This is a genomic window from Arthrobacter sp. Soil762 (assembly GCF_001428335.1).
Classification (GTDB): domain Bacteria; phylum Actinomycetota; class Actinomycetes; order Actinomycetales; family Micrococcaceae; genus Arthrobacter.
Genome location: NZ_LMSG01000018.1, coordinates 83,471 through 97,469 on the forward strand (window position 1 = coordinate 83,471; position 13,999 = coordinate 97,469).

Genomic DNA, 13,999 nt, shown 5'->3' on the forward strand with positions numbered 1-13,999 from the left:
GGATTCGTTGCGGAAGGCACGGGGGATGGCCGGGCGAGGACACAGCTTAGAAACACCCTCCTTAGGAAAGGGCGGGGTGCACAAAGTACCCTTGGAGACTGTGAAGGTACTCGTCATTGGCCCTGGAGGCCGCGAACACGCCATTGTCCGCTCCCTGCTCGCCGACCCCAACGTTTCCGAGGTCCATGCGGCTCCCGGCAACGCCGGCATCAGCAAGTTGGTCCCCACCCACAACATTGACGGGAATGATCCCGACGCCGTCGCGGCGCTGGCCACCAAGCTCGGCGTGGACCTCGTGGTGGTGGGCCCCGAGGCGCCGCTGGCTGCCGGGGTTTCCGACGCCGTCCGCGAGGCCGGCATCCCGGTCTTTGGCCCCAGCAAGGCCGCAGCCCAGCTGGAAGCCTCCAAGGCGTTCGCCAAGGAAGTTATGGCCGAAGCGGGAGTCCCCACGGCCATGGCGATGGTGGCCACAAACGCCGAGGAAGCCGCCGCGGCCCTGGACACCTTCGGCGCGCCATACGTGGTGAAGGATGACGGCCTCGCAGCCGGCAAGGGCGTGGTGGTCACCAACAACCGCGACGAAGCCCTGGCCCATGCGCAGACGTGCTTCGACGCCGCCGGCACCGTGGTGATCGAGGAATTCCTCGATGGCCCCGAGGTGTCGGTCTTTGTCCTCTGCGACGGCCGCAACACCGTGGCGCTGTCCCCGGCACAGGACTTCAAACGCATCTTCGACAACGACGAAGGCCCCAACACCGGCGGCATGGGTGCCTACACGCCGCTGGAATGGGCCCCCGCCGGGCTGGTCCAGGAGGTCATCGACCGGGTGGCCCAGCCCACGGTCAACGAGATGGCGAACCGCGGCACCCCGTTCGTGGGTGTGCTGTTTGTTGGCCTGGCGCTGACCACGCGCGGGACCCGCGTCATCGAATTCAACGTCCGCTTCGGCGACCCCGAGACGCAGGCGGTGCTGGCCCGGCTCAAAACCCCCCTCGGTGCGCTGCTGCTGGCAGCCGCCAAGGGCGAACTGGACAAGGCAGACGAGCTGCGCTGGTCCAAGGAGACCGCCGTCGCCGTCGTCGTCGCGTCCGAAAACTACCCGGACTCCCCGCGCACCGGTGACCGCATCCGCGGACTCAAGAAGGTGGACGAGCTCGACGGCGTGCACGTGATCCACGCAGGCACCGCGTTCGACGACGACGGCAAGGTGATCTCGGCCGGCGGCAGGGTGCTCGCCGTCGTTGCCCTCGGCAGCGACCTGGTGGAGGCCCGGGAACGGGCGTACGACGGCGTGGAGCTGGTTCAGCTGGAAGGCTCCCAGTTCCGGACGGACATCGGCCGCAAGGCCGCCCGCGGCGAGATCAAGGTAACGGCCCTGGCCACAGGATCAGCCACCGCAGCGCTCCCCGTCACGAAGGCGAAGGCATAACATGACTGAGAACTCCGCACAGGAACCACAGCAGCCCCGCGGTTTCCGCACTGAAACCCTGGACCTGCCGGGCTGGACGCACGTGTACTCCGGCAAGGTCCGCGACCTCTACGAACCGGCGGACGAAGCCATCCGCCAGCAGGTGGGCCAGGACTGCGTCCTGGTGGTGGCAAGCGACCGCATCAGCGCCTACGACCACGTGCTGGCCAGCGAAATCCCGGACAAGGGCCGCATCCTCACGCAGTTGAGCCTGTGGTGGTTCGACCAGCTTGACGTGGTCCACCACGTGCTGGCGTCCACGGTAGAAGACGGCGTTCCGGCGGCCGTGGAAGGCCGCGCGATGATCTGCAGGAAGCTGGACATGTTCCCTGTGGAATGCATCGCCCGCGGCTACCTCACCGGCACCGGACTGATGGAGTACAAGGCCAAAGGAACGGTCTGCGAGATTCCGCTGCCGCCGGGCCTGGTGGACGGATCCCGGCTGCAGCAGGCAATCTTCACACCGTCCGCGAAGGCCGAGGTGGGCGAGCATGACGAGAACATCTCCTACAACGATGTTGTGGCCATGGTGGGGGACGACATCGCCGCACGCCTCAGCGAGCTGACCCTGAAGATCTACACCGGCGCCGAGAAGATCGCCCGCGAACGCGGCATCATCCTGGCCGACACCAAAGTGGAGTTCGGCTACGACGCCGTGTCCGGGACCATCACCCTGGGCGATGAGGTCCTGACGCCGGATTCCTCGCGTTTCTGGGATGCGGCGACGTATGAGCCGGGGAAGGCGCAGCCTTCCTATGACAAGCAGTATGTGCGCGACTGGCTGACGTCGGCCGAATCAGGCTGGGACAAGAACTCCGATGTGGCACCGCCCGCCCTGCCGGCAGACGTCGTGGCCCGCACGCGCAGCCGCTACGTCGAGGCCTACGAGAAGATCACCGGCAGGACGTTCGCCTAGGCCGTTTTTGACGGCCCGGCTTCGGGCCGGGCCCGTCCTAGCTTGCTTTGACGTCTTTCGCTGCCGCTGCGGCCCTCTGCTGGGCGAGCCTGATTTCGAGGACCGCATCCAGTGCCTGCTGGACGCGGTCCGAGGCTCCTGCGGCACTGAAGGCCTTCTGCGCTTCCTCGAGGTAGACCAGGGCTTCGTCCGCCTCGCCGGCGGCCTTCAGGGACTTGCCCAGCAAGAGTGAGACTTCCCCGGCCGTGTGCTTGGCTAGCGCGCCGGATTCGGCGTGGATTTCCCGGAGCTTGTTGATGGCAGCCACGATGTCGCCCGTGAGATACAACCAGCGCGCGCGGATAAACGCAACTTCGAGCTCGTCGCTCTTGTTGCCGCCCACAATGGACAGCGCCAGTTCGGCGCGCTCGATGCTGGAAAGCGTTTCCGGTTCTACGATTCCGGAGGACAGCCGCACGGCGGCCGAGGCCTTGTTGAAGCGGGCCCACAGATCAATGTCGTTGGCAGGGGACAGCATGCGGGCGGCGCGCTCGTGGTACTTGATGCCCTCGGGGTAATCGTGCCGCATAAAGGCCACGTTGCCGATCACCCAGGCAACCTCACCGGCGAGCTGGGACATAGAGTGCTCGTCCATTTGGCCATTCATAGCCTGGCAGTATTTCCAGGCCTCATCCAGGCGGCCGCTCTCCGCCAGTGCCCCAATCAGCGCGCGGTAGGCGCCGATGATCAGCGTGGAGCCGTTGGGCAGCTGGCCGGAGAGTTGGACGGCCGCCAATGCGTGTTCCACGGCAGTGCTTAGCTGTCCCTGCCCCTGGCAGATCGCCGCGAGCATCTGGCGGGCACGGACGGCGAGGCCGGCAGACTCCGTGGCCATGGGGTGCTCCAGGAGGTGCTGCATGATTTTTTGGCATTCCTGCCAGTTGCCCTGCTTGATCAGGCATTCGGCCTGCATGTAGGTCATGTTCCACCACGCGCTGGTGTTCTTGCCTTCCAACGCTATCTGGGCCGCGTTGGCAGCGTGGGTGGCGGCCAGCGGATAGTCCCTGAGGTCCCAGGCCTGCCGCGCGTAGAGGCCGGCCAGGACGTACTCGGCGTCGCTGACCGTGATGGGCTGGCTCCAGGCTTCCAGCGCCTTGGGCGCCAGCTCCAGCCTGCGGGCGAGCTCCCCGATCACCTCGGCCGTCGGCTCACGGCGGCCGGTTTCGAGGAGGGAGATATAACTGGGGGAATACAGGTCCTTGCCCAGTTCAGCCTGTGTCAGCCCACGTTCGAGACGCTCCGCACGGAGCTTCTCCCCGAATCCGTTGCCCACGGGATTTCCTCCTAATTCTGGACAGTCTTTGTACTCAATGCTTGACAGTCCCTGTGGAAAACATTTTACAATGTATGTCAACAAGGACAGTGCTGACTTTGTAACGAATCCGACTCGTATTAAGGAACTTATATGTTGAAGAAGATTGCGGCCGCTGGCGTACTCGCTGCTGCCCTGGCATTTTCTGCGGCGGCCCCGGCTGTCCTGTCGGCAGGTTCCATCGCCGACACCACCGGCGTGTCCGTGGCTGTTGGCAACTGGCCCGATCCCATGTCCAAGCCCGTCAAGGACAAGAGCGGCACCTAAACCACCAACGTTGGCAACTGGCCGACCCGATGTAAGAAATCCTCTCAGGAGGCGCGGCCCCGGGGCATGGTAATCATGCCCCGGGGCTATTTCTTTGCCCGGCCACGTGACGGTTCTGCCCGGGTACTTTACCGCTGGGAGACACAAAAGAGGGCCTCCCCTGGGGGAGACCCTCTTTGAATTGGTCGGGATGACAGGATTTGAACCTGCGACCTCGTCGTCCCGAACGACGCGCGCTACCAAGCTGCGCCACATCCCGATCCGCTGCAAAAGCAACTTTACAAGGATAGCCGACACCGGGCCCGGATGCGAAATCGGCGGCGCGGGCCAGGCCAGATCCTCAGACCAGGGAGTCCTTCCAGGCGCCATGGAGGTCTGCGAAGCGTCCGCCGCCGCCGATGAGTTCCGCGGGGGTGCCGTCCTCCACCACGCGGCCGTCGTGGACCACCAGGACGCGGTCGGCAGTTTCAACGGTGGAGAGGCGGTGCGCGATGATCAGCGCCGTCCGGCCGCCGCCCGCAGCAGCTGACCCCTCCGCCGCAGACCCCGCACCTGCTGAGCCCGGCGCACCTGCGGAAGTGCCGGCGTCGGACGTTGCCCGCAGAAGGCGCGCCAGGCCGCTCTGGACGAGCCGCTCAGAGGGGATGTCCAGCGACGACGTGGCCTCGTCCAGGATCAGCACCGCCGGCCGGGCCAGGAACGCCCGGGCGAAGCTGATCAGCTGCCGTTGCCCGGAGGACACCCGGCCGCCGCGCTTGTTGACATCCGTGTCATAGCCTTCGGGGAGTTCGGTAATGAACTCATGGGCGCCCACGGCGCGGGCGGCATCCTCGATCTCCGAACGGGTTGCCTCCGGCCGGCCCAGGGCAATGTTGTCCGCCACGGAGCCGCTGAACAGGAACGCCTCCTGCGTGACCATCACGATGTTCCGGCGCAGGTCCGTGGTGGTGAGGCTGCGCAGGTCCACTCCGTCCAGGGTCAGGGAGCCGGAGGAGACGTCGTAGAAGCGGGCGATCAGCTTGGCAAGCGTGGATTTCCCGGCGCCGGTCTGCCCCACCAGGGCAACGGTCTGGCCGGCAGGGATGTGCAGGTCCATGGTGGGGATGACCACGGGGCCGTCGCCGTAGCGGAACTCCACACCCTTGAAATCGACGGCGCCCCTGGCATCGCGGAGCGCCACCGGGTTCTTGGGCGGACGGACCGTGGGAACCTCCTCCAGCAGGCCGGACACCTTCTCCAGGGCAGCCTGGGCGCTCTGGAAGGAGTTGTAGAACATGGCCATCTGGTCCACCGGCTGGAAGAAGCGTTTGGTGGACAGGATCAGTGCCAGCAGCACGCCCACGGCAAGGTCCCCGCCCAGCACACGGAACCCGCCGAACAGGAGCACCACGGCCACGCAGACGTTGCCGATCAGCACCAGTCCGGGCTGGAAGATGCCGTTGAGGTTGATGGAGCGGACCGTGACCAGCCGGTAGTCCTCGGCCAGCCGGCCGTACGTCCCGGCGTTTTCAGTTTCCTTGCGGAAGGCCTTCACTGCGCGGATCCCGGTCATGGTCTCCACAAAGTGCACAATCAGCCGGGCGGACACCACCCGGGATTCGCGGAATACGATCTGGGAGCGCTTCTGGTACCAGCGCGACAGGAAATACATGGGGACGCCGGCGGCCAGCACGATCAGCCCGCTGCGCCAGTCCAAGGCAAACACCGTGGCAGCCGTGAAGACCATAAACAGCAGGCCCGAGGCCAGGGAGCTGACGCCGGAGTCGAGGAGTTCCCGCAGCGCTTCCAGGTCCGAGGTCTGCCGGGCGATGATCCGTCCCGACGTGTACTTTTCGTGGAATTCCAGGCTCAGGCGCTGCGTGTGCCGGAAGACCCGGACGCGCAGGTCCAGCAGCATCGCCTGGCTGAGCCGCGCGGTGGAGGTGACGTAGAGGGCGGTGAGTCCCGCCGTCGCGATCGCTGCGAGCAGGTAGGCGACGCCGGTGAGCACCAGAGGGAGGTTGTCGCCCGCCTGCAACGACGGGAGCGCGTGGTCGATGCCGAACGCGATCAGTGCAGGCCCGGCCACGCGCGCGGCCTGGGACAGGACCACGGTGGCGATGGTCAGCCAGAACCTGAGCCGCACCGGACGGATCAGCGTGGCCAAAAGGGCGAGCGACCGCCGTCGTACGGTTCTGCTGTCCGCCTTGCTGAGGTGGGTATTGTCCTCGTTGGCGGTGCCGAAGGTTGCGTTACTCATCGGATGCTGTCCTCTGACTCGTCCTCAAGCTCCGACAGTTCCGAATCCAGGTCCCGTGGTTCCTGGTCCAGGCTGGCAATGACATAGCGGTAATGGGGGTTGTGCGCCAGCAGGTCCGTGTGGGTTCCGACAGCGGCAATACGGCCATTCTCGAGCAGCGCCACCCGGTCGGCCAGCGCCACGGTGGACGGACGGTGAGCGACGATCAGCGTGGTGGTGTCCTTCAGGACCGCGCGGAGCCGGGTTTCCACTAGCTCCTCGGTGTGCACGTCCAGTGCCGACAGCGGATCGTCCAGGACCAGGACCCGGGGCCGCGCCGCGATGGCCCGGGCCAGGGCGATCCGCTGCCGCTGCCCGCCGGACAGGCTCAGGCCCTCCTCGCCGATGAGTGTGTCCACGCCCTCCGGCAGCGAGTACGCGAAGTGCGCCTGCGCCACATCCAGGGCTTCGTCCAGGGCTGCCTCGGTCCGGTCCGGCGCCCCGAGGAGCACATTCTCGCGGACGGAATTGGAGAACAGCGTGGTGTCCTCGAACGCGACGCCCACCACGCGCCGGAGCCCGTCGACGTCGAACTCGCGCAGGTCAACCCCGTCGATGGTGATGGAGCCGCCGGTGACGTCGAACAGGCGCGGGACCAGCTGGATCAGCGCGCTCTTGCCGCTTCCCGTGATGCCCACCAGAGCCATGGTCTCGCCCGGCCGGACGTCCAGATTGATCTCTTTGAGGATGGGCTTGTGCGGCGCGTCCTCGAACGCGAATGTGGCGTTCTTGAAGCTGAGCGCGCCCTTCAGCTGCGAGGGGGTGCGCGGCGCCGGGGGACTGGTGATGGTGTTGACCGAATCCATGACCTCGAAGTGGCGGTCGACGGCGGACTTGGCGGTGAGTGCCATGGCCAGCAGCATGCCGGAGAACTCCACCGGCGTAGCGATGACGGCGGCGGTGGCGAAGAAAGCCACCAGGGCGCCGATGCTCAGCTGGCCGCTGGCGCAGAGCATCACACCCACCACCAGCCCGGCGCCGAGCGCGAGTTCCGGCAGCAGGGTGACCACCATGGTGAACGTCGCCTGGTGCTTCGCCTTCACGATCTCGGTCTGGCGGAGTTCCTCGGCCTGCTCGTTGAAGTTCTCCAGGGCCTCGCGGCTGCGGCCGAAGGCCTTCAGGACGCGGATGCCGTGGACGGATTCCTCCACCGTGGTGGCGAGGTCGCCGGCCTGGTCCTGGCTACGCCGCGCCACCTTGCTGAAGCGCGTCCGGAACCGGAACCCGTAGGCCATGATGGGCACCGCAGCGGCCAGGAAGATCAGGGCCAGCTGCCAGCTCATGGAGAACATGACCACAATGCCGATGACCACCGTGAGCGTGGTGACCACCAGCATGATGGCACCGAAAGCCATCCAGCGGCGCAGGAAGTTCAGGTCCGTCATGGCACGCGACAGCAGCTGGCCGGAGCCCCAGCGGTCGTGGAAGGACACGGTCAGGTCCTGCAGGTGCCCGTAGAGCGAGACCCGCATCCGGGTTTCCACGGTGGTGGCTGGGTTGATCACAAACTGCCGGCGGAGGGCCACGAGTCCCGCCTCGGCGATGCCCAGGACCAGGATGACGACGGCGGCAGTCCAGACGGCGTCCGACGCGCCACCGGGTTTGAGGGACTCATTTACGAGGACCCGCAGCACCTGCGGGATGGTCAGCGCCACGACGCTGGCCAGAAGTGCGCAGAGTAGCCCCATCACCAGCCGGGGGATGATCGGCCTCACGTGAGGGTAAAGACGGCTGATGGATCTGAAAAATGAGGTCTGCTTGGCCATGCCCGCTTCTCAAGCTCTAAATCGAATGTAGTTTCCCTTAGCAACTACCCTATGCCATGGCGTGAGCAGGTTCACACGTTCGTTATTCGGGGGAGGTGAGCGTCAGCAGGACGGCCTCGGGTTTGCAGGCGATGCGGATGGGAGCGAACCGGGAGGTGCCGATGCCGCCCGAGACGTTGACCGGCGTCGTACGTCCGTTGCTTTCCCAGTTGTTGAGTCCCTTGGCCCGCCACGTGGGGAGGTCGCAGTTGGACACCAGGGCACCGTAGCCGGGGATGCAGAGCTGGCCGCCATGGGTGTGGCCCGCCAGCAGCAGGTCCGCGCCGTCCTGCGTGAAGTGGTCCAGGACCCGCTGGTACGGGGCATGGATGACCGCAACCCGGAGGTGCGCGTTCTGGTCCTGGTCACGGGTGCCGCGGGGCCAGCCCGCGTAGCGCTCCCGGCCCAAGTGCGGATCGTCCACGCCGGAGAAGTCGAAACGGATGCCCTTCAGTACCACCGATTGGTGCCGGTTGGTGAGGTCCACCCAGCCGCCCATGCCGAATCCCGATCGCAGCCGCGGCCAGTCCAGCTCAGTGGCTTCGGGCTTCGCCTTGGATGGCCCCAGCAGGTAGGACGCGGGGTTTTTGAAGCTCGGGCCGAAGTAGTCGTTGGATCCCGGGACGAAAACGCCGGGAAATTCCAGCAGCGGGCGCAGTGCCTTGAGCAGGGGTTCCACCGCTTTGACATGGCTGAGGTTGTCCCCGGTGTTGACCACCAGGTCCGGCTCCAGCGACGCCAGCGACTCGAGCCAGCGTGCCTTGGTGTCCTGGCCCGGGACGAAGTGGATGTCGCTCAGGTGCAGGACGCGGAAGGGCGCGTGGCCTGCCGGCAGGATGGGCAGTGTCTCCTCGCGCAGGACAAACTGGTTCTTCTCCCACAGCCCGTATCCGAAGGCGGCGATCCCCGCCGCAGCGCCCGCGCCGGCGGTGACGGCAAAGCCGCGCCCAATGTTCCGGACGCGGCTGGCCAATGCAGGGCTGACTGCCATGGGAGGGCTACTTCTTCTCGCCGTTGCCTGGGGCAGACGGCGCGGTGGACGGCTCCGTGGCCGGGGCCGTCGCAGGCGCGGTGGCCTGCGTTGACGGCGTGGTCCGGGCAGGCGTTCCGCTCACCATGTTGGTGGGCGGTGCCGTGAACGGGTTAGTGCCATACGCCGGAGCGACCTGGGCCATGTACTTGGAGAACATGGGACCGGCGATCATGTAACCGTCGATCGCTTCATAGCGTTTCCCGTTGATGGTCAGGTTCCGGCCGGGCCGGAGCTGGTCACCCAGCGGGTCGCCGAACCATGCTGCAGTGGCCACACCGGTGGTGAAACCGACCACCCAGGTGGAGCCGTTGGTGTCGTTGGTACCGGTCTTGGCAGCCACCGGGAAGTTGGTTTTGGTGGAGATCCGGGGCTTGATGAGGGATCCGGACCCCTCATCCAGAACCTTCTGCAGGGCATACGCGACGCCCCGGGCGACCTCCGGTTTGACGGCATCACGGCAGCTCGTGGCCTGGGCCGGGAGCTGTGCGCCGGTCTGGTCCGTGACAGAGGTGATGGCGATGGGCTCGCAGTACTTGCCGTCGTTGGCGAACGTGGCAAACGCGGATGCCATGGTCAGCGGGGCGGTCTGCGTGGAGCCGATCAGGTTGGCCAAAGTGGTCATCTTGACCGGCGGGTTGGGATCGTCACCCACCGGCAGGCCACCGTGGATACCGACGGCGTCCACGATCTTCTGGATGCCGCAGAGGTCAACCTGCGCCGCCGACGCGAAGGTGGCCGTATTGATCGAGTTCTGCAGGCCGTACAGGACGGTCATGTTCCGGTAGTAACCGTCGTCGGAGTTCTGCAGGTCAAAGCTGCCGGGAATCCTGGCGTCATACCAGCCCACAGTGGGTTCCGCACAGGTGTTCTTCCATGGGAAGTTCTGCGGGTATTTGCGCGTGGCGGCGTTGAGGTTGGTGTTCATCGACTTGCCCTCGTTCACCCACTGGGCGAATGTGAAGGGCTTCATGGTGGAACCGGGCTGGAATCCGCCCAGGCCGTTGAGGTCGTTGCCGTCCTTGTCCAGCTTGTCCACGTTGAAGTTCTGGGTCTGGTTGAACTTGCCTTCGGTGGGCAGGAACGACGTGTTCTGCGCCATGTTCAGAATCTTGCCGGTGTTGGGCTGCACGGAGACGATGGACGCACCCCAGTTGTCAGGGTTGACGCCGGCGGCCGCATCCGACTCGGCCTGTGCCACGTTCTGGGCGTTGACGTCCAGCGTTGTGGTGATGGTCAAACCGCCGCGGAACACCATCTGCTCACGCTCTTTGGGGGTGGCGCCGTAGGCCGGGTTGTTCAGAAGCAGGTGCAACACATAGTCGCAGAAGTATGGTGCCGTGCTGGCGTAGGCGCACCCCTGGCGAGACGGCGTGACCTTCGGCTCCACCGGGGTGGCCACGGCGGCGTCGTGGTCGGCCTGCGTGATCTTTCCGTGGTCCAGCATGAGGCCCAGCACCAGGTCGCGGCGCTGCTTGGCGTTGTCCGGGTTGGTGATCGGGTCAAAGGCCGCCGGGCTGTTCACCAGGCCAGCCATGAGTGCTGCCTGCGGGAGGGTCAGATCCTTGGCCGTGCTGCTGAAGAAGAATTTGGACGCGGCCTCGATGCCGTAGGCGTCGCGGTTGAAGAAGACGATGTTGAGGTAACCCTCGAGGATCTGCTCCTTGGAGAATTTCTTCTCCAGGGCGATCGCGAGCTTCATTTCGCGAAGCTTGTCACCCACGCCCTTGTTAACACCGTTGAGCTTGATGTCGTCAGTGTTTCCCTCGGCGGCGAGGTTGGCGTTGAGTACGTTGTTCACGTACTGCTGGGTGATGGTGGAGGCACCCTGTTTGTTGCCGCGGGCCGTGCTGACCATGGCGCGGAGGATGCCGGTGGTGTCCACACCGCCATGCTCGTAGAACCGGCTGTCCTCGACAGCGATGATCGCTTCCTTCATGAACGGCGAGATCTGGTCGAGTGCAACCTTGGTCCGGTTTTCCTCGTAAAGGTTCGCGATCAGGCTGCCGTCCGCGGCGAGGATCCGGGTGGACTGGCTGGGCGGGTCCACCTGCAGCTCTGCCGGGAGGGTATCGAAGAACTCGATAGAACCGCTTGCTGCGCTGCCGGAAACGGCCGCAGCCGGAACCAGCAGGCCCGCCACCAGGACACCACAAATCGCGCTCACACCAAGGAAACCAAATATCTTTCCGAGGGTAGTGGCCGTGTCGAAAATGGGGTTCTTACGAGTCACCATGTTTTCCACTTTACCGGCAACGACTAGTCTTTCTCTCATGACCAAATGGGAGTACGCCACGATTCCGCTCATTATTCACGCCACCAAGCAGATCCTGGATCAGTGGGGAGAGGACGGCTGGGAACTCGTCCAAGTAATCACCGGACCGGACGGCAATGGCCTGGTTGCCTACCTCAAGAGGGAGAAGCAGTAGCAATGAGCACACCCGCAGAGACCACGTCCGGCCCTGTATCCACGCCGGAAAACGGGTCTGATTCAGCGCCGGTGTCCGCCGTCGAGCAGCGCCTCGCCGAGCTGGGACTGACCCTTCCCGAGGTGGCTGCTCCGGTCGCCGCCTACGTGCCGGCCGTCATCACCGGCAGCCATGTTTACACCTCCGGCCAGCTGCCGTTTATTAACGGCAAACTCGAAGCAACCGGCAAGGTCTCCACCGGCACAGAGGGCGCCTCCGATGAGCCCACCGTGTCCCCGGAGGACGCCAAGGCTTACGCGGCTGTCTGCGCCATCAACGCGCTGGCGGCCATCAAGAGCGTCATCGGCGATCTGGACCGTATCACCCGCATCGTCAAGGTGGTGGGGTTCGTGTCCTCCGATCCGGCGTTCACCGGACAGCCCGGCGTCATCAACGGTGCGTCCGAGCTCCTCGGCCAGGTCTTTGGTGACGCAGGCAAGCACGCCCGCTCCGCCGTCGGCGTGACGGTCCTTCCACTCGACTCTCCCGTAGAGGTCGAACTGATCGCTGAATTCAGCTAAGGACCCGGTTCACTCAATTGCCTCAGCTCGCCCGACGCTTGTTTGCCCTTCCTCCGGATCTTGAAGGGGCTGCCCAAAGCTGGCTCGAACACGGCGAGCGGACCCCGCGTGCCGCCCGCTACGCATCGTCCGTGGTGCTGCTGCGGGATTCGCCCACCGGCCTGGAGACGTGGCTTGGGTACCGGCCCGGCTCCTCGCCGCTGGGCGTCCTCGCGTTCCCCGGAGGTTCCCTGGAGGCGTCCGACGACGATGCCGTCGGTTGGCTGGGCCCCTCACCCCAGCACTGGGCCGAGCAGATGGGGACGGACGACGTCGGGCTGGCGCGCCGCCATGTGGTGGGCGCCATCCGCGAACTGTTTGAGGAAACCGGCGTGCTCCTGGCCGGGCCGGACATGTCCACCACCGTGGAAGCCACGTCGACGCAGGACTGGATGCGTGCCCGCGTGGCCGTCGCCGACCAGGAGAAGACCTTCACGGACATGCTCGCCAAGCGGGGACTCTCGCTGCGGACCGACCTGCTGAAGCCGCTCGTCAACTGGCGCAGCCCCGACTTCGCGCACCGCCGCTTCGACACCCGCTATTTCGCCGCCACCGTCCCCATGAACCAGCAGCCGAGCCTGCTGGAGAGCAAGGGCGTCTGGGGCCGCTGGGTGTGCGCCACCAAGGCCATCGCTGCGCGCAGCACCACTGCCCTGGGCGATGAAGTGGGCCAGGAGAACACCGTTGGCCTTACCCTCGGCCAGCTCCTGGTGCCGGGGTCGGAGATCATGCTGGAGAAGATGGCCGCAGCGAACGGCTGCATCGCCTACCTCAGCTACAAGCGCAAACCCCACGTGTACCAGGCACGGCTGGTCGAAGAAGAGGGCACGCTTATGCTCGAAGTCGAGGCCGCCAAAACCGTAGCCGGAGACCCCCAGCGCGAACGCTAGTCCGCGGATCGCCCTGCTCAATTGCCAGCGACACGGAAAAGGCCTGGCGACACCCGTATTCCGGTGTCGCCAGGCCTTTTCCGTGTCGCAGGAATTAATCCGCGTCTTAGCGGGAGCGCTGGCGGAGGCGCTGCATGTCGAGGATCACTACGGCACGGGCTTCGAGGCGGAGCCAGCCGCGCTGGACGAACTCTGCCAGAGCCTTGTTGACCGTCTCGCGGGAGGCGCCTACCAGCTGGGCCAGCTCTTCCTGCGTGAGCTCGTGGGCTACCAGGACGCCGTCTGTTGCCGGGCGGCCGAAGCGGTCGGCCAGGTCCAGCAGAGCCTTGGCCACGCGGCCGGGGACGTCGGAGAACACCAGGTCCGAGAGCGAATCGTTGGTGCGGCGCAGGCGACGGGCCAGGGCCTGCAGCAGCTGCGCCGAAACCTCGGGGCGTGTCCGCAGCAGGGCGTTGAGGCTTTCGTTCTTCAGGCCAGCAAGGCGGGTTTCGGAGACAGCCGTGGCCGTGGCCGTACGGGGGCTGGGGTCAAAGAGTGCCATTTCGCCGAACAGTTCACCCGGGCCCAGGATGGCGAGCAGGGACTCTCTGCCATCGGGGGACGTGCGGCCCAGTTTCACCTTGCCGGAGACGATGAAGTAGAGCTGGTCGCCCTGGTCGCCCTCGCGGAATACTGATGCACCGCGGGAGAGGTCCACCTCGGTCAGCTCGTCCGTCAGCAGGCGGAATGCTTCGTCGTCGAGCGTGGCAAATAGGGGTGCTCGGCGCAGTACCTCGATGTCCATGAAATCTCCTGAATAAAAATTGTCGGCTGTGGCGCTTTTGCCATTGTTTCAGAATTTTCAAGGTTCTGTGACGTACTTGGCAGCGGAAACGCCGCTGACAGTGTGTAATGCGGGCACGATCCGTCGCACGGCCGCGCCCGGGGTGTGATTTTCGCAACCGAACGTGAGGCGGACCTGGCCCG

Annotated in this window: 12 protein-coding genes and 1 tRNA gene; 6 read left to right on the forward strand and 7 right to left on the reverse strand. The window is 65.5% G+C overall.

The genetic code is table 11. The features are described from left to right. Positions 1 to 100: 100 nt before the first annotated feature. The gene (gene purD / locus ASG77_RS13050; protein ID WP_056346510.1) at positions 101 to 1,429 is read left to right on the forward strand and encodes a phosphoribosylamine--glycine ligase; all 1,329 of its coding nucleotides are present in this window, start codon (positions 101 to 103) and stop codon (positions 1,427 to 1,429) included. Position 1,430: 1 nt separating this feature from the next. Then, on the forward strand, positions 1,431 to 2,384 hold the full coding sequence (locus tag ASG77_RS13055) for a phosphoribosylaminoimidazolesuccinocarboxamide synthase (protein ID WP_056346158.1): 954 nt from the start codon (positions 1,431 to 1,433) through the stop codon (positions 2,382 to 2,384). A 37-nt stretch (positions 2,385 to 2,421) separates the two neighbouring features. Here ASG77_RS13055 and ASG77_RS13060 read toward each other — a convergent pair whose 3' ends face one another. Continuing rightward, positions 2,422 to 3,696 carry a helix-turn-helix domain-containing protein gene (locus tag ASG77_RS13060; RefSeq protein WP_056346161.1) on the reverse strand — a complete coding sequence of 425 codons (1,275 nt, stop codon included), beginning with the start codon at positions 3,694 to 3,696 and terminating at the stop codon, positions 2,422 to 2,424. A 132-nt stretch (positions 3,697 to 3,828) separates the two neighbouring features. Here ASG77_RS13060 and ASG77_RS22255 point away from each other — a divergent pair, with 132 nt between their 5' ends. After that, the gene (locus tag ASG77_RS22255) at positions 3,829 to 4,002 is read left to right on the forward strand and encodes a hypothetical protein (protein ID WP_200950766.1); all 174 of its coding nucleotides are present in this window, start codon (positions 3,829 to 3,831) and stop codon (positions 4,000 to 4,002) included. A 182-nt stretch (positions 4,003 to 4,184) separates the two neighbouring features. Here ASG77_RS22255 and ASG77_RS13065 read toward each other — a convergent pair. The 5 genes from ASG77_RS13065 to ASG77_RS13085 all read right to left on the reverse strand — a co-directional run bounded on the left by ASG77_RS13065 (position 4,185) and on the right by ASG77_RS13085 (position 11,351). Further along, positions 4,185 to 4,261, reverse strand: a tRNA-Pro gene (locus tag ASG77_RS13065). An 81-nt stretch (positions 4,262 to 4,342) separates the two neighbouring features. Beyond that, positions 4,343 to 6,241 carry an ABC transporter ATP-binding protein gene (locus ASG77_RS13070; protein WP_056346163.1) on the reverse strand — a complete coding sequence of 633 codons (1,899 nt, stop codon included), beginning with the start codon at positions 6,239 to 6,241 and terminating at the stop codon, positions 4,343 to 4,345. After that, the gene (locus ASG77_RS13075; RefSeq protein WP_056346166.1) at positions 6,238 to 8,046 is read right to left on the reverse strand and encodes an ABC transporter ATP-binding protein; all 1,809 of its coding nucleotides are present in this window, start codon (positions 8,044 to 8,046) and stop codon (positions 6,238 to 6,240) included. The genes ASG77_RS13070 and ASG77_RS13075 overlap by 4 nt, the downstream gene beginning before the upstream one ends. A gap of 82 nt (positions 8,047 to 8,128) precedes the next feature. Further along, a complete protein-coding gene (locus ASG77_RS13080; RefSeq protein WP_056346167.1) occupies positions 8,129 to 9,076 on the reverse strand; it encodes a metallophosphoesterase in 948 nt (315 codons plus the stop codon). A gap of 7 nt (positions 9,077 to 9,083) precedes the next feature. Next, positions 9,084 to 11,351, reverse strand: coding sequence for a transglycosylase domain-containing protein (locus tag ASG77_RS13085; protein WP_056346511.1), 2,268 nt, complete (start codon positions 11,349 to 11,351; stop codon positions 9,084 to 9,086). Positions 11,352 to 11,388: 37 nt separating this feature from the next. On the opposite strand from ASG77_RS13085, the gene ASG77_RS21950 reads away from it, so the two are divergent. Genes ASG77_RS21950 through ASG77_RS13095 form a run of 3 tightly spaced genes read left to right on the forward strand, consistent with a single transcriptional unit; the run spans position 11,389 to position 13,033 of the window. After that, positions 11,389 to 11,544 (forward strand): DUF4177 domain-containing protein, encoded by a 156-nt coding sequence (locus ASG77_RS21950; RefSeq protein ID WP_099093395.1) that lies wholly within the window; start codon positions 11,389 to 11,391, stop codon positions 11,542 to 11,544. A gap of 2 nt (positions 11,545 to 11,546) precedes the next feature. Then, positions 11,547 to 12,104: a RidA family protein gene (locus ASG77_RS13090; RefSeq protein ID WP_056346169.1), complete on the forward strand. Its 558-nt coding sequence runs from the start codon at positions 11,547 to 11,549 to the stop codon at positions 12,102 to 12,104. Between the two features lie 17 nt (positions 12,105 to 12,121). Next, positions 12,122 to 13,033 (forward strand): NUDIX hydrolase, encoded by a 912-nt coding sequence (locus ASG77_RS13095; protein WP_056346170.1) that lies wholly within the window; start codon positions 12,122 to 12,124, stop codon positions 13,031 to 13,033. A gap of 106 nt (positions 13,034 to 13,139) precedes the next feature. Here the strand turns inward: ASG77_RS13095 and ASG77_RS13100 are convergent, their stop codons facing one another. Next, positions 13,140 to 13,817 carry a Crp/Fnr family transcriptional regulator gene (locus ASG77_RS13100; RefSeq protein WP_011693220.1) on the reverse strand — a complete coding sequence of 226 codons (678 nt, stop codon included), beginning with the start codon at positions 13,815 to 13,817 and terminating at the stop codon, positions 13,140 to 13,142. Positions 13,818 to 13,999: the final 182 nt, after the last annotated feature.

Excerpts from the sequence above, each read along its gene's own strand:
- ASG77_RS13055 (WP_056346158.1), top strand. The coding sequence starts at position 1,431 with ATGACTGAGAACTCCGCACAGGAACCACAGCAGCCCCGCGGTTTCCGC.
- ASG77_RS22255 (WP_200950766.1), top strand. The coding sequence starts at position 3,829 with ATGTTGAAGAAGATTGCGGCCGCTGGCGTACTCGCTGCTGCCCTGGCA.
- ASG77_RS13070 (WP_056346163.1), bottom strand. The coding sequence starts at position 6,241 with ATGAGTAACGCAACCTTCGGCACCGCCAACGAGGACAATACCCACCTC.
- ASG77_RS13075 (WP_056346166.1), bottom strand. The coding sequence starts at position 8,046 with ATGGCCAAGCAGACCTCATTTTTCAGATCCATCAGCCGTCTTTACCCT.
- ASG77_RS13080 (WP_056346167.1), bottom strand. The coding sequence starts at position 9,076 with ATGGCAGTCAGCCCTGCATTGGCCAGCCGCGTCCGGAACATTGGGCGC.
- ASG77_RS13085 (WP_056346511.1), bottom strand. The coding sequence starts at position 11,351 with ATGGTGACTCGTAAGAACCCCATTTTCGACACGGCCACTACCCTCGGA.
- ASG77_RS21950 (WP_099093395.1), top strand. The coding sequence starts at position 11,389 with ATGACCAAATGGGAGTACGCCACGATTCCGCTCATTATTCACGCCACC.
- ASG77_RS13090 (WP_056346169.1), top strand. The coding sequence starts at position 11,547 with ATGAGCACACCCGCAGAGACCACGTCCGGCCCTGTATCCACGCCGGAA.
- ASG77_RS13100 (WP_011693220.1), bottom strand. The coding sequence starts at position 13,817 with ATGGACATCGAGGTACTGCGCCGAGCACCCCTATTTGCCACGCTCGAC.